Genomic DNA, 14,183 nt, shown 5'->3' with positions numbered 1-14,183 from the left:
CACCGAACGCTCCCCCGAACGCAGGCGTTTACTATGAGCAGGGCAACCAGGACGTGGCTACACGGATTCGTACAACCGATGAAGATTAACGGACCCGAAGACTCCCCTTAGGTTGCATTGTTACCTTATATGCTCGCGCTGATTACTCTTGTTCTTTGTCTGTTCCAGCTTATCTAAGTTCTTCCCATGCAGTCTCCAATGCAGCCCAAAGTCTTCGATAGCTGGCTGGCGGTCGACCGGAAAGGTCTCTACTGCCGCCCCGGTGGATTCCATATCGACCCCCACGGTCCGGCCGAGAAAGCCATCGTCACCCATGCCCACGCCGACCATGCGCGGCCCGGCCTAGGGGCGGCCCTCGCGACAGAGGAGACCCTCGCCATAATGCAGACGCGGCTCGGCGACGGCGCGCCGAAGACGCCCCAGGCGCTCGCCTATGGCGAGGTGCTGAAGATTGGCGATGTCAGCGTCTGGCTGGCGCCTGCGGGCCATGTGCTGGGCAGCGCCCAGGTGGTCATCGAGTGGGAGGGCGTCCGGGCCGTTGTCTCCGGCGATTACAAGCGCCAGGCCGACCCGACCTGCGCGCCGTTCGAGCTGGTGCCGTGCGATCTCTTCGTGACCGAGGCAACCTTCGCGCTCCCCGTCTTCCGCCATGGCGATCCGGCCGAGGAGATCGGCAAGCTGCTGCGCTCCGTGGAGCAGTTTCCGGAGCGCACCCATGCAGTCGGCGCCTATGGGCTCGGCAAGACACAGCGGGTGATCAAGCTGCTCCGCGAGGCGGGCTACGACCGGCCGATCTGGCTGCATGGCGCGCTGCAGGAGACCTGCGCCACCTATGAGCGTTTCGGAATCGATCTCGGCGATCTCAGGCCCGCCACGGGCGAGAAGCGGGAAACCTTGCGGGGCGAGATCGTGCTGGGGCCGCCCTCGGCCATCACGGATCGCTGGTCCCGGCGGCTGGCCGATCCGGTCACGGCTTTCGCCTCGGGCTGGATGCGGGTGCGGGCCCGCGCCCGGCAGCGAGGCGTGGAGCTTCCCATCGTCCTCTCCGACCACGCCGATTGGGACGAGCTGGTGCAGACCATCGAGGAGACGGGTGCTGGCGAGATCTGGGTGACCCACGGCCAGGAGGACGCGCTGCTCCATCACATCCAGATGACGGGCAAGCGCGGCCGGGCGTTGCGGCTGATCGGGTTCGAGGAGGAGGAGGATCAGTGAGAGGCTTCGCCACCCTGCTCGACCGCCTCGCCTATACGCCGGCCCGGAATGACAAGCTGCGGCTCATGGCGGATTACTTCGCCGCCACGCCCGATCCGGAGCGGGGCTGGGCGCTGGCCGTGCTCACGGGCAGCCTGTCGCTCCGCCTGCCCTTCCGGCGCATCATGACGGAGATGATCGAAGGGCGGATCGATCCGGTGCTGTTCAAGCTTTCCCGCGATTATGTGGGCGATACGGCGGAAACCCTGGCGCTTCTCTGGCCGGGATCGGAGGCAGATGCGGAGACCTCGCCCCCGCCGCTTCAGACGATCATCGAGGACCTTTCCCAGGCGAGTGCCGCGCAAGCCAGCGGGCTGATCTCCCGCTGGCTCGACTGTCTGGACGCCACGGAGCGCTGGGCGCTTCTGAAGCTGATCACGGGCGCCCTGCGGGTCGGCGTGTCGGCACGGCTCGCCAAGACCGCGCTCGCCGAATGGTCCGGCCAGAATCTCGACGATATCGAGGAGGTCTGGCACGGGCTCACGCCGCCCTACCCCGAGCTCTTCGCTTGGCTGTCCGGCGCGGCGGAACGGCCCAACGTGGAAGAGCTTCCCATCTTCCGCCCGCTGATGCTGAGCCACGCCATCGAAGACGACGAGCTTGAGACGATCGCGGCGGAGGATTTCCAGGCGGAATGGAAATGGGACGGAATCCGGGTGCAACTCTCCACCATGGCCGGGGAGCACCGGCTGTTTTCTCGCACAGGCGACGATATCTCCGGCGCCTTTCCGGATGTGTTCGAGGGGCTGCCGGAGAATTGCGTTCTGGACGGCGAGCTTCTGGTGATGCGCGAGGGCGAGGTGCAGCCCTTCAACGACCTGCAGCAGCGGCTGAACCGGAAAACCGTGACGGCGAACATGCTGAAGAGCTATCCGGCCCATATCCGCCTCTACGACATGCTCTATGACGACGGGGAGGACCTGCGGGCGTTCTCCCTTCAAGAGCGCCGGGCGCGGCTAGAGGCCTGGTATGGGCACCACGAGCCGCCCCGGGCCGATCTCTCCGAGACGCTTGCCTTCGACGATATCGCCGAGCTGAAAGCGCTCTGGGAGAACGCGCGGGAGACGGGAATTGAAGGGCTGATGCTGAAGCGGCGGGCGAGCCCCTATCTTTCGGGCCGGCCGAAGGGCCATTGGTACAAGTGGAAGCGCGCACCCCTCACCCTCGATGCGGTGGTGATGTACGCCCAGCGGGGCAGCGGCAAGCGCTCCTCCTATTATTCCGACTACACGTTCGGCGCCTGGCGTCCGGCTGACGATGGCGGCGAGGAGTTGGTGCCGGTCGGAAAATCCTATTTCGGCTTTACGGATGCCGAGCTCCAGGAGCTGGACCGCTGGGTGCGCAACCACACGGTCGACCGGTTCGGGCCCGTCCGCCAGGTGGAGCCGAAGCTCGTCTTCGAGGTGGCCTTCGATTCCGTGCACCCGTCGACGCGGCATAAATCGGGCGTGGCCATGCGGTTTCCCCGGGTGCACCGCATCCGCTGGGACAAGCCGGCGGACGAGGCGGACCGGCTGGAGACCCTGGTGAAGATGATCGAGGGGTGAGGGGCTGTCCTCAGACGTCGTAACGGTAGATGGAATAGAAATCCGTGCGGTCGTGGAAGACTTCCGCGGCCTTCGCGAAGCCTGCCTCGCGCCCCAGCGCCAGCCAGGTCTCCGCCGTCTCCGGTAGGTCGCACTGGGTGACGTGGTCGTTGATCTGCTGCCACTCCTCATCCGTAAGGAATGTCCAGGCGGGGCGATTGACCGTGCGAAAGCGCTCCAGATAGCCGTCGCGGGTCTCGCCCTCCTTCAGGGTGGGCTCGTAGATCATGACGAAGCGTTCGGTCGTCTTGCGGAGCGCGGTGAGGAGATCGCGCTTCCGGTCCCTCTTGAGGTGATGGATTGAAAGGCCGCACCAGGCCACGTCGGCCGGTTCAGGCCGGCGTTCGACCATTTCGACATAGTCGCCATGGTCGAGATCGATCTCGAAGGGGCAGTCCTGAAGGTTCTTCTCGGCCAGCTCCAGGGCGGGCTCAGACAGATCGATGCCGTGATAGTGGTTTGCCTTTGTGTCGGCCAGGACATGCTTGATCTCGCCGGCGTCGCCGCAGGCGATATCGAGAATACTGAAGGGCTTATCGATCGCGGTCAGCGCACCGTGAAGACAGTCCGCCACCTCGTGATGAGAGAGCGCATCGGAATCGACGAGCTTCTGATATGTGCGCCACTGCTTTTGAAACTGTTCCATGGCGTTTGCGTCGTCGATTTCCGACGAAGGCGCGAATTCATGGATCGCAAGCTTGACCACGGACGTTCTCCTCTTAGACCGCCGCGGTTCTAGCGGACATGTCCTAAGGTCTTGTTAGCAATAGGGAGAGACAGGACACCGAAATGACTGGCATGCGAGAGGTTGGAAACACTTTTCGTCTAGGTTTTCCTGGCTTTGGACATGATTGCCGAGATCACGCCCGTCGCGCCTTGCGACACGGGACTGACAAGGAACTGCAATAGATCCGTTGTGAGGCCGCGGCGACTCGGTCGACGGTTTCGAGGGATGCGCATATGCTGTCTCTGATGATTAGGAGCTTCGTTTGGGCCGCTTGGTGGCCTGCAAGCACCTGGCTGCTGGCCATGGAGAAGGCGACCGCTCGCGCGAGCGACGCTTTCGCCGAGACCGCGGCCCAAGCCGACAAGGCTGCGCACACTGCAGCCCGAGCGGCAGCTGAGACCGCCAGCAACGTCGCACCCGACGTGCGGCCGACCTCATTCAACACAGCAAGACCGGAGGAAACCTCGGACAAAGGCGAAACGAACGAAACTGCAGCCGAAACCGAGACAAGGAAGGACGATATGGCGAACGACACTTTCAACAAGATGGAAATGCCCGGCTCCGTGCGGGACCTGATGAAGATGGGTATCGAGCAGGCCCGCTACGCGTTCGAGAATTTCGCGACGACCAGCGAGCAGGCGATGCGGACTTTCGAGGCGAATGCCGGCCCCATGGGCGACAGCATGCGGAGCCTGAACGACAAGATCTCCCAGATCACCCGCGCCAACGCGGAAGCCAATTTCGCGCTCGCCATGAAGCTGGCCGAGGCGAACGACTTCCAGCAGGCCCTGTCGATCCAGACGGACCACGTGAAGCATCAGATGGACAATTTCGGCAAGCAGATCGAAGAGATCCGCGAGATGGCCGCCAAGGCGATCCAGGAAGCGCAGCAGAATGCCGCTTCCGGCTTCGATCAGAACAAGGGCCCCGGCGGCTCGGGTCCGGTGGGCGGCCCCGGAACGTTCGTGCCCGGTGGCGGCAACTAAGACACGTTCATGCAGGCTTGGCCGGTCGGCGCGGGTCTTCCGCGCTGACCGCGCGCCAAGCGGAGGGCCGTCAGTAATCCCAGTCAGGCTGGGCGCTGATGTGATTGAACGCCTCCAGGATCGCGCTCCCCCATTTCTCGTGAATGGTCTGGAGATAGGGATCCCCTTCATCCAGCCTGTCGACGAAGACCTTCTCCAGGCTGTCCCGGCGATACAGCAGGATATCGATGGGCGGTCCGACGGAAACGTTGGAACGCATCGTTGAATCGAAAGAGATCAGCGCGCATTTCACCGCGTCGCCGAGGGACGATTCGGGCGTCAGGATGCGGTCGAGGATGGGCTTGCCGTACTTTACCTCGCCGATCTGGAAATAGACCGTATCGCCCATGGCCTCGATGAAGTTTCCGGCGTTGTAGATCAGGAAGAGGCGCAAGCGCCCGCCCTTGATCTGGCCGGACAGGATGATCGAGGCGCTGTAATCGACCGCCTCCATCATGTAGCCGTCATCGACCTTGTGCATCTCCCGGATCGCCTTGCCGATGATACGGGCGGCGCCGAACATGGACTCCGTCGCCCAGAGATCCTTCTCCGGGTCGCCGCTATCAAGCCACTCGTCGACGAGACTCAAGACTCCTTGGGTGAGCGAAAGATTGCCGGCGGTGGTGAGCGCGAAGAAGCGTTTCCCCGGCTGCTGATAGATATGCATCTTCTTGAAGGTGGAGACGCGATCGATGCCTGCATTGGTGCGGGAATCGGACGCGAGCACGACGCCTTCGTTCAAAAGGATGCCGACGCAGTATGTCACTGCTTTGCCCTATTGCGATTGTGCCTGCGACGGGCCCTGGCCTTGGGTCTGATTCTGACTCTGCCCTTGGCTGGGGAACGCGACGTGGGCTGACATGGTTTCGATGCCCCCACCGCTCCGTACGCCGCGGATGGGACTCGCCTCAGCATAATCCAAACCGACGGCGCTGCGGATATGCGCCTCAGTCGCAGAGGATCTATTTGTGGGATCGAAGCTCACCCAGCCCAACTTGTCCACAAGAGCTTCGGCCCAAGCATGGCTCGAGGCCTGGCCGGCCTGCTCCATGTCCTCACCGAGATAGCCGCTCACATAGCGGGCCGGCACCCCGAGACACCGGCAAATCGTGCAGAAGATATGGGCGTGGTCCTGGCAGACACCCTGCCCCTGCTCCAGCGCTTCGGCGCCTTTGGTGTGCACATGGGTCTCGCCCGGCGAGTATGAGACGTCGTCGGCGATCTGCAGCATGATCTTGTGCAAGCCCTCGATGGGGTCCTTCTCCACCGCTGCGCGGAACGCCTCTGCGTATTTCTTCAGGCTCGGTGTGCAGGCCGTGTACTCGGTCTCGCGCAGATAGAGCCCCGGCGGCAGCTCAGACTGGGACAGCCCCACGATGCCGTCGGTATTGCGGGTCCGGACCAGGCCGGAGACCCTGATCTCCAGGGAGGTGATCGGCTTGTTGACGGTCAGGGTATGGCAGAGATTGCCGTATTGATCCGTCCATTCCTGGGTGCTCGCCCCCGGCACGGTGAGCTTCCAACTCTCCACGGCCTGGGTGCGGCCGGAGTGTGGCGTCATCCGCAGATACTGGGTGCTCGCCAGGACCGGCTCGGAATAGCTGTACTTTGTGGTGTGCTCGACTCTTATCAGCATTAGGCCACCGCAGAGATGGAAACCGGCGTCATGAGGAAATCCTCCTGAAGCTGGGCTCCCAACGCGTTGTTGTTTTCGATGAAGTCGTTCAGGAACTCGTGGAGTCCCAGAGCGAAGATCTTGTCGATGCGGCCGTATTTGAGGCGCGCATAGGTCTGGCCGGCGATCCGGCGGCATTCCAGCTGCTTGTTGCCCGTGAGGTCTTCCAGGGTCGTGATCAGCGCCTCGTAGCAGTGATGCAGGGAGCGCGGCATGTCCTCCCGCAGGATCAGCAGTTCGGCGACGCGCCAGGGGTAGACCGTATCATGATAGACCCGGCGATAGGCGCGGAAAGCGCCGACGGAGCGCAGCAGCGCCGCCCACTGATAATAATCGACATAGCCTCCGACCTTCTCCGTCTCGGGCAGGAGCACGTGATACTTCACGTCCAGAATCCGGGCGGTGTTGTCGGCGCGCTCAATGAACGTGCCTAGACGGATGAACCGGAACGGGTCGTCATGGAGCAACGTGCCGAAGACCACGCCGCGGAAAAGATGGGAGCGCTCCTTCACCCATTCGAAGAAGTCGCGGAAGCCCCATTCGACGAGTCCCTGATAGTCCAGATCCTGCACCTGGAGCCAGGTAGAGTTGATGCTCTCCCAGGCCTCCGACGAGATGGCCGTGCGCTGGGCGCGGGCATTCTCGCGGGCGCCATGGATCAGCGACCAGATGCTGCTCTCGTTGTCCGGATCGAGCACCACATAGCGGATGATGTTCTCCTTGTTGAACTCGCCATAGTGGTCCTTGAAGTCGCCGGTGCCGGGCGCGATGGCCAGGATGGGCTCGAAATGCAGCTCCTGGCTGTCGATGGAGGACGGCACGAGGGCCATGCGGAAGCTGACATCCAGCATGCGTGCGGTGTTCTCCGCCCGCTCGATATTGCGGGACATCCAGAACAGGTTCTCCGCTGTGCGGCTCAACATCATTTGGCAGTCTCCAACACCCAGGTGTCCTTGGTGCCGCCGCCCTGGCTGGAATTCACCACGAGCGATCCTTCCCTCAGCGCCACGCGCGTCAGGCCGCCGGGGATCACACTGGTCTCCTTGCCGGACAGCACGAAGGGCCGCAGATCGACATGGCGCGGCACGATCATGTCGTTGGCGAAGGTCGGCGCGGTGGAAAGCTCAAGGGTCGGCTGGGCGATGAAGCCTGACGGATTGGCCTCGACCCGTTTCTTGTACTCTTCCCGCTCCTCCTTGGTGGAGGCCGGGCCAATGAGCATGCCGTAGCCGCCCGAGCCGTGGACCTCCTTGATCACGAGGTCCTCCATGTGGGCGAAGACGTGCTTCCGGTCCATCTCGTTGCGGAGCATCCAGGTCTCCACATTCTTCAGGATGGCGTGCTCGCCGAGATAGAACTCGATCATGCGCGGCACGTAGGTGTACATCGCCTTGTCGTCGGCGCAGCCCGTGCCCATGGCATTGGCGAGATTGACCGTGCCCGAGCGCACCGCGGACAGCACACCGGCGATGCCGAGAATGGAATCGGAGCGGAAGGCGAGCGGATCGGTGAAGGGATCGTCGATCCGGCGATAGATGACGTCGACCTTCACCGGGCCTTCGGTGGTCCGCATCCAGACGAAGCCGTCGCGGACGAACAGATCGGAGCCTTCGACCAGTTCCACGCCCATCTGCTCGGCGAGGAAGACATGCTCGAAATAGGCGCTGTTGTAGCGGCCCGGCGTCAGCAGGACGACCACGGGATCGTCGCTCGCGGTGGGCGGCGCGACCGCGCGAAGATTCTCAATCAGCCGCTCGGAATAGTTGCCGACGGGCGAGATGCTCTGATTGGCGAAGGCATCCGGAAAGAGGCGCATCATCACCTCCCGGTTCTCCAGGAGATAGGAGACGCCGGACGGCGTGCGGACATTGTCCTCAAGGACGAAGAAATCCTTCTCGCCCGTGCGCACCAGATCGATACCCGCGATGTGGGCGTAGACGTCGTTGGGCAAATCGACGCCCATCATCTCGGGCCTGAAGTCGGAGTTCCGCAGCACGAGCTCCGGCGGGATCAGGCCGGCCTTCAGGATCTCCTGATCGTGATAGATGTCGTAGAGAAAGGTGTTGAGCGCCTTCACGCGTTGCACGCAGCCGCGCTCGACGAGATCCCATTCGGCGCGGTCGATGATGCGCGGAATGATGTCGAAGGGGATCAGACGCTCGGTGCTGCCGCCCTCCGTGTAGACGGCGAAGGTGATGCCGAGACGGCGGAAAAGCTCCTCAGCGGCGCGGGTCTTACCTTGCAGATCCTTCGCTGAAAGGCTCTTCAGAAGCTCCGCGAAGTCGGCATAGGACGGCCTGACCGACCCATCCGGCTCCAGCATTTCATTGAAGAATTTCTTTGCCCTGGCTTCGGACTCCGCGTCCTCAGTGCCATCGGCGATTTCGACCGTCTCAGTACTTTCCGACAAGGATCACCGGCTTGTTTCTTATGGGATTTCCCGCCTTCTGGAATGCGAAGACGCGCCTGCTAAGGCTCAAATTAAACAGATGCCAATCGATTGAGCAATGATTCACAGGGCCTAATTCTTAATCAGCTCGAGAGTTCCAAAGACGGGAGGGATGAGCGGAAGACGCAAAACGAGCGTGAACGGTTCCTTGGCAAAATTCAAATAGCGTCCGGCCAAAACCTCACGAATATCCATTTGCCGGAGCCTCTTATGCTCGAAACCGGCCTTACGGCCTTCACGACCTTTCTCGCTGTCGTCAATCCGGTGAACCCGCTGTGCTGCTTGCGACGCTGACCCCGGATTTCAGCGAGCAGGAGCGGCGCTGGATCGCGATCCGCGCGGTGCTGATCGGCACGATCATCCTTCTGGGCTTCGTGGTGGTTGGAAATCCCGTGCTGAGGGCGCTCGGCGTGTCGCTGGCGGCGCTTCAAACTGCCGGCGGCATCATCCTGCTGGCGATCGGGCTGCGCATGGTCCTGTCTTCGACCAATGGCCACAGGCTCTCCGCCTCGGAGAATGCGGAAGCCTGCGCCAAGAGCGACGACCGTTCGGAGATCGCCGTCTTTCCGCTCGCCATGCCGATCATCGCAGGCCCCGGCGCCATGACGAGCGCCATCGTGCTGACGGCCAGCCGGCACGAATTCACCGACCATATGGCAGTGATGGTAGCGGTGGTCGCGGTGATGGCCGTGACCCTCGCCCTGCTCCTGGCGGCCGAGAAGATCCAGGATTTTCTCGGCGTCATTGCCCGCAAGGTCCTGGTCCGGATCTTCGATATTCTGCTCGCCGCCCTGGCCATGCAATCGATCTTCAACGGGCCAGGTGAGGCTCACCTGTTCCGCTGATGTGACCTTACGACCGGGCCGTATTTGCGCTGCCTTCGAGCTCCTTCGGCTTCTTGGCGAATTTCCGCACCACGACATAGAAGATCGGGGTGAAGATCAGGCCAAAGAAGGTCACGCCCAGCATACCGGTGAACACCGCGGTGCCGAGTGACTGACGCATCTCCGCGCCGGCGCCGGTCGCGATCATCAGGGGCAGCACGCCCAAGATGAAGGCGAAGGACGTCATCAGAATCGGACGGAGGCGGACACGCGCGGCATCGGTGGCCGCGTCGAAACGGTCCTCGCCTTCCTCCTCGTTCTGCTTTGCGAACTCGACGATGAGAATGGCGTTCTTCGCCGCCAAGCCAATGAGCACGACGAAGCCGATCTGGCCGAGGATATTCACCTCCATACCGCGCAATAGGAGACCCGTGATCGCTGCCAGCAAACACATCGGCACAATGAGAATGACGCTGAATGGCAGACTCCAGCTCTCGTATTGAGCAGCCAGCAGCAGGAACACGAAGACCACGGCGGCGAGGAAGACGTAGATCGCGGTGTTACCCGCCGCCTTCTCCTGGAAGGAGAGTTCCGTCCACGCGTAGCTGTAGCCATCGGGGAGCACCTCCTCCGCCAGCCGTTCCATGGCCTCGATCGCATAGCCGGAGGAATAACCGGGCAAGGTGCTGCCCTGCACGGCGGCGGCAGTGAAGATGTTGAAGTGCTCGATCCGGTAAGGACCGGTGATGTTGCGGAACGATGCGACCGAGCCCAGCGGCACCATCTCACCCTGGTCGTTGCGGGTCTTCAGATTGGCGATGGTGTGCAGATCCTGGCGGAACTCACCGTCGGCCTGGGCCGTCACCCGATAGGTCCGGCCGAGGAAGTTGAAATCGTTCACGTAGACCGAGCCGAGATAGACGGAGAGCGCCTCGAACACATTCTGGACGGGCACCCCGAGCATCTCCGCCCGCACACGATCAATATCCGCGTAAACCTTGGGCGTACCGGTATTGAACGTCGTGAAGACGCGCGAGAAGCCGGGCGTCTGATTGGCGGCAGCGGAGAGTTGGTTGGCCACGTTTGCGAGTTGGGCCGGATCGCCGCCTTGCGTGTCCTGCACTTCCATCTTGAAGCCGCCGGTTGTCCCCACACCGCGGACGGGCGGCGGCGAGATGGAGATCAGCAGCGCATCTTCGATCCCGGCAAATTTCTGATTGAGGGCCCCGATGATCGCATCCGCCGAGAGTCCTTGCTCGGCCCGCTCTTCAAACGGTTCCAGCGTGGAGAAGATCACAGCGGAGTTCGGTGCGTTGGTGAAGGTAGCACCGTCGAGACCCACGATGGGAACAGCGTGCGCCACGCCCGGCTGATCCAGCACCATGTCGACGACGCTTCTTGCGACCTCGTCGGTCCGCGCAAGGGAGGAGCCCGGCGGAAGCTGGATGATGTTGATCAGGTAGCCCTGATCCTGAGCGGGAATAAAGCCGGTGGGCGCACGGCCGAACTGATAGACAGTCAAGCCGATCAGCAATGCGTAGATGCCAAGCATCACGACGCCCATACGCACCAAGCGCCCGGTCATCCTTCCGTACTTGTCGGACAGCCAGTCGAAGCCGCGGTTGAACCCGTTGAAGAAACCGCCCACCGCGCGGGCCAAGACACCCTTGCGCTGGTGCCCCTCTTCGTGGGGCTTGAAAAGCAATGCGCAAAGCGCCGGACTCAAGGTCAACGACACGATCAGCGAGATGGCAGTCGCCGTGGTAATCGTGACCGCGAATTGGCGGAAAAACTGTCCCGTGATGCCGGTGAGAAAGGCAGAGGGAATGAACACCGCGCCAAGCACTAGCGAGATGGCAACTAGGGCGCCGCCCACCTCGTCCATCGTGAGATGCGCCGCCTCTCGCGGCGGGTGGCCTTCGCGGATCAGACGTTCGACATTCTCCACCACGACGATGGCGTCATCCACCACGATACCAATCGCCAGCACCATCGCGAACAGGGTGAGGTTGTTGATCGAGAACCCCAGAGCTGCGAGCACCATGCAGCTGCCAATCAGGGAGACCGGAATGGCGACGATGGGGACGATGGAGGCGCGCCAGTTCTGGAGGAACAGCACGATCACAACGACAACGAGGACCACCGCCTCCAACATAGTGTGGAGCACGGCTTCAACGGATTGGGAAATAAAGACCGTTGGGTTGTAGACGATGTCGTATTTGAGCCCGGTGGGGAAGGATTTGGAGAGCTCCTCCATCGCCGCGATGACCTGATCGGCGGTTTCCAGCGCGTTGGAGCCTGGCCGCTGGAAGATGCCGAGTGGAATCGCGACCGTCTTGTCCAAATAACCGTTCAACGTGTAGTCGGCCGCACCGAGCTCCACATGGCCGATGTCGCGCACGCGTATGACCCGGCCGCCCTCGGCCTTGACGATAATATTGCCGAACGCCTCGGCGTCGGGAAGCCGGCCTTGGGTCTCCACGGAAAGCTGGAAGGCGCCGGGCTGGGGAACGGGTGGCTGGTTGATCACACCGGCTGCGACCTGAACGTTCTGAGACCGAAGCGCCGCCACCACGTCACCGGCGGTGAGCTCGCGGGCGGCCAGCTTTTCCGGGTTCAGCCAGACGCGCATGGAATAGTCGCGCGCACCGAAGATGCGCGCATCGCCAACGCCGTCGATGCGCGAAAGCACGTCGCGAACGTGCAGGGTCGCGTAGTTGGACAGGTAGAGCTGATCGCGCGAACCGTCGGGCGAATAGATGTGGATCACCATCAGCATGTCGGGCGACTGCTTGGTGACATTGACGCCGATGTTGCGCACTTCCTGAGGCAGCCGTGGCTCGGCGATGGCAACACGGTTTTGGACGAGCACCTGGGCTGTATCGAGATCGGTGCCCAGCTTGAACGTCACGGTCAGAGACATGCGGCCGTCGCTGGTCGATTGCGACGTCATGTAGAGCATGTTGTCGACGCCGTTGATCTCCTGCTCGAGCGGGGTCGCCACGGTCTTGGCCACCACCTCGGCGGAGGCGCCGGAATACTGCGCGCTCACCGCGATCGAGGGCGGCGCGATCTCCGGATACTGCGCGATCGGCAGGGCAAAGAATGCCACACCGCCGATCAGCGTGATCAGGATGGAGACGACCGCGGCAAAGATCGGCCGGTCGATGAAGAAGTGAGAAAGATTCATTTCTGGGCCGATTCAGGCAGAGAGCTTCCGTCGATTTCGCCATCCTTCGGCGTGATGGTGGCGCCGGGGCGGGCGCGCATCAGGCCATTGATGATGACGCGTTCGTCAGGCTCGATGCCGCTACGGACGACCTGGAGATTGTCGCCGACGATGGGGCCGAGCTCGACGGTCTTCGGAACGACCTTGTTATCCTTGTCGACGGTGTAGAGCTGCTTCGACGCCTGATCGGAGGTCACCGCCGCCGCCGGCACCAGCATGGTGGGTTCGAGCTTGGAGATCGGGATGCGCACCCGGCCGAACTGGCCAGGCGTGATCGACAGATCCTTGTTGGGGAAGACGGCACGCCACCGGATGGTGCCGGTGGAGGAATTGAACTGGTTGTCGATGAAGTCGATATAGCCGTCCAGATCCCAGGACTTCTCATCCATCAGCTGGCCTTCGACCTCGACCTTGCCGTTTCTTGCGGACGCTACCTCGCCGTTGTCGACCTGCTGCTGGTACTCCAGCGCATCGGATTCACTGATGTCGAAGACGAAATAGATGGGATCCAGGGACACGATATTGGTGAGCAGCGTGCTCTGACCGCCGGTTCCGCCCATGATGAGGTTGCCGACGCTGACCTCGCGCTGGCTAACACGGCCGGCCATGGGCGCAACCACATGGGTGTAGTCGAGATCGAGCTCGGCCTGCTGAACCGACGCTTCGGCCGTTTCGACCGCAGCCTTGGCGGTATCCACCTGGGCCTGGCGCTCGTCGAGAGTGGCTTGGGCCGCGAAGTCCTTCTCGCGCAGTTGAGAGGTCCGATTGAGCTGGCTTTCGGCAAGCTTTAGCTCGGCCTTGGACTGGGCAAGGGTCGCTTTCGCCTTCTCCAGGGCGAGCTCGAAGGGGCGCGGCTCGATGACGAAGAGAAGCTCGCCCTTCTTGACGAACTCGCCGTCGGTGAAGTCGCGGGATTCCAGATAGCCACTGACGCGGGGGCGGACCTCGACGGAATCCTGCGCCTCGAATTGGCCGGTGAACTCGCGCCACTGCTTGATGTCGCGCACCAGCGGGCTGGCGACGGTCACTTCCGGCGCGGGCGGCTGACCGCCGGCCTGCTCGGAAGACTGCCAGAAGCCCCAGTAGCGATAGGCCACACCACCCGCGATCAGGATCGCGACGAGGATGAGCAGAACGACCGTCGAGCCACCGCGAGAGCGGCCGCCATGAGTGGCTTTAGGCTCGTTGTCGGGCGCCGAGGCGCCCTTTCCGGACGTCTGGTTGTTGGATTTTTCAGCCATGGATTCTCCGCGGGCCAAGGCTCGCCGTCCTCAAGGCTCGGCGAGATCGTCTTGGCAATCCCCCTCAAAATTTTCCGCTCTAAGTCAGAGCCGCGGCGGTAATGTAGGGACGCGATTCTTCAAGTGCGAGCGGCTGGAAGCTCTTTTTCGATCAGAAGGATAAAATAGGATCA

At 62.4% G+C, this 14,183-nt stretch carries 11 protein-coding genes; 4 read left to right on the top strand and 7 right to left on the bottom strand.

Annotated elements, in window-relative coordinates; all coding sequences use genetic code 11:
• The first annotated feature begins 198 nt into the window (after positions 1–198).
• On the top strand, positions 199–1,215 hold the full coding sequence (locus ACFQ2F_RS14495) for a ligase-associated DNA damage response exonuclease (RefSeq protein WP_379091265.1): 1,017 nt from the start codon (positions 199–201) through the stop codon (positions 1,213–1,215).
• Complete coding sequence (locus ACFQ2F_RS14490; RefSeq protein WP_379091263.1) at positions 1,212–2,801, top strand: cisplatin damage response ATP-dependent DNA ligase; 1,590 nt, start codon at positions 1,212–1,214, stop codon at positions 2,799–2,801. The genes ACFQ2F_RS14495 and ACFQ2F_RS14490 overlap by 4 nt, the downstream gene beginning before the upstream one ends.
• Before the next feature lie 10 nt (positions 2,802–2,811).
• Here ACFQ2F_RS14490 and ACFQ2F_RS14485 read toward each other — a convergent pair whose 3' ends face one another.
• Positions 2,812–3,546 (bottom strand): class I SAM-dependent methyltransferase, encoded by a 735-nt coding sequence (locus ACFQ2F_RS14485; RefSeq protein ID WP_379091261.1) that lies wholly within the window; start codon positions 3,544–3,546, stop codon positions 2,812–2,814.
• Between the two features lie 254 nt (positions 3,547–3,800).
• Between ACFQ2F_RS14485 and ACFQ2F_RS14480 the strand changes: the two genes are divergently transcribed.
• Entirely contained in the window at positions 3,801–4,553 is a 753-nt protein-coding gene (locus ACFQ2F_RS14480; RefSeq protein ID WP_379091259.1) for a phasin family protein, read from the top strand.
• Positions 4,554–4,623: 70 nt separating this feature from the next.
• Here ACFQ2F_RS14480 and ACFQ2F_RS14475 read toward each other — a convergent pair whose 3' ends face one another.
• The 4 genes from ACFQ2F_RS14475 to ACFQ2F_RS14460 are packed head-to-tail and all read right to left on the bottom strand — an operon-like array spanning position 4,624 to position 8,590.
• Complete coding sequence (locus tag ACFQ2F_RS14475; RefSeq protein WP_379091257.1) at positions 4,624–5,358, bottom strand: peptidase; 735 nt, start codon at positions 5,356–5,358, stop codon at positions 4,624–4,626.
• Positions 5,359–5,367: 9 nt separating this feature from the next.
• A complete protein-coding gene (locus ACFQ2F_RS14470; protein WP_379091255.1) occupies positions 5,368–6,228 on the bottom strand; it encodes a transglutaminase family protein in 861 nt (286 codons plus the stop codon).
• Positions 6,228–7,193, bottom strand: coding sequence for an alpha-E domain-containing protein (locus tag ACFQ2F_RS14465; protein ID WP_379091253.1), 966 nt, complete (start codon positions 7,191–7,193; stop codon positions 6,228–6,230). Before ACFQ2F_RS14465 ends, ACFQ2F_RS14470 begins: the two co-directional genes overlap by 1 nt.
• A complete protein-coding gene (locus ACFQ2F_RS14460) occupies positions 7,190–8,590 on the bottom strand; it encodes a circularly permuted type 2 ATP-grasp protein (RefSeq protein ID WP_379091585.1) in 1,401 nt (466 codons plus the stop codon). Before ACFQ2F_RS14460 ends, ACFQ2F_RS14465 begins: the two co-directional genes overlap by 4 nt.
• Before the next feature lie 401 nt (positions 8,591–8,991).
• On the opposite strand from ACFQ2F_RS14460, the gene ACFQ2F_RS14455 reads away from it, so the two are divergent.
• Positions 8,992–9,561: a MarC family protein gene (locus ACFQ2F_RS14455; protein ID WP_379091251.1), complete on the top strand. Its 570-nt coding sequence runs from the start codon at positions 8,992–8,994 to the stop codon at positions 9,559–9,561.
• A gap of 7 nt (positions 9,562–9,568) precedes the next feature.
• Here the strand turns inward: ACFQ2F_RS14455 and ACFQ2F_RS14450 are convergent, their stop codons facing one another.
• Complete coding sequence (locus ACFQ2F_RS14450) at positions 9,569–12,730, bottom strand: efflux RND transporter permease subunit (RefSeq protein WP_379091249.1); 3,162 nt, start codon at positions 12,728–12,730, stop codon at positions 9,569–9,571.
• Positions 12,727–14,010: an efflux RND transporter periplasmic adaptor subunit gene (locus tag ACFQ2F_RS14445; RefSeq protein WP_379091247.1), complete on the bottom strand. Its 1,284-nt coding sequence runs from the start codon at positions 14,008–14,010 to the stop codon at positions 12,727–12,729. Before ACFQ2F_RS14445 ends, ACFQ2F_RS14450 begins: the two co-directional genes overlap by 4 nt.
• Positions 14,011–14,183 lie beyond the last annotated feature (173 nt).

Origin of the sequence: Methyloligella solikamskensis (assembly GCF_042676065.1) — a bacterium.
Classification (GTDB): Bacteria; Pseudomonadota; Alphaproteobacteria; order Rhizobiales; family Methyloligellaceae; genus Methyloligella; species Methyloligella solikamskensis.
The sequence above is the reverse complement of the archived record's forward strand: the minus strand, read 5'-3'. Positions and strand labels throughout refer to the sequence as shown.